This window comes from Emticicia sp. W12TSBA100-4 (genome assembly GCF_040253585.1).
Taxonomy (GTDB): Bacteria; Bacteroidota; Bacteroidia; order Cytophagales; family Spirosomataceae; genus Emticicia.
This window is the reverse complement of the sequence record NZ_JBELAU010000070.1, coordinates 1-678: the sequence shown is the minus strand read 5'-3', so window position 1 is coordinate 678 and position 678 is coordinate 1. Positions and strand designations below refer to the sequence as shown.

Below are 678 nucleotides of genomic sequence, written 5' to 3'. Positions count from 1 at the left end.
GATGCACAAATTAGCAATACATCGACACTTTGGCTGAAAAGAAACGCACAATTACGTAATCTAACGATAACAGCGAGAAACATGAGATACCCTGTTCACTCGGAAGACAGTGGTGGAAATGCAAATTGTGAGCATCAGATATATAATTGTTATATTGAACATTATGGTAATGCAGGTGCACGAACTTGGCGTAATAATAATGCTGGAAGTGGAATGCTGGCATCAACGGTATGGAGTTCAGAACATGCGTGGGGCTATGGAAGTTCATCAGGGCTTGTTGAAAAATTTGAAAATACTGAGCTTATAAGCCCCGTAAATGGCTTTTACGTTCATACAAACAAAGACTTTTTACGGCCAAATATCAATGAGTTTAAGAACTGTAGTATCGTAAAAAAAGGCAATTTTGGAACAGCAATTGTAGTTCAATCGCTTGGTTCGGGAATGAGTGACATACTATCGTTGACTAATTCTGAAATTAGCGGTGGTTTCATTGCTCAAAGTGATTTGCCGTGGATTTCTCAGGATTTTTCACGACAAATTGCGAATAAGGCAGAAACAAAAATATTTGCTTCAGGTTGCAGCAACTTTGGCTACAGAGACCAAACCCGTGGGCGTACAATTAGGATAACATCAAACTCAACAGGTACATTATCATCTGTAAGCCTAACGGGAAATGCC

1 protein-coding gene is annotated in these 678 nt (G+C 39.4%); it reads left to right on the top strand.

Annotation, left to right across the window (positions count from 1 at the left end):
* Nucleotides 1-81: 81 nt before the first annotated feature.
* The coding region (locus ABR854_RS25780) for a hypothetical protein (protein ID WP_350268731.1) at nucleotides 82-678 on the top strand (597 nt) is incomplete at its 3' end.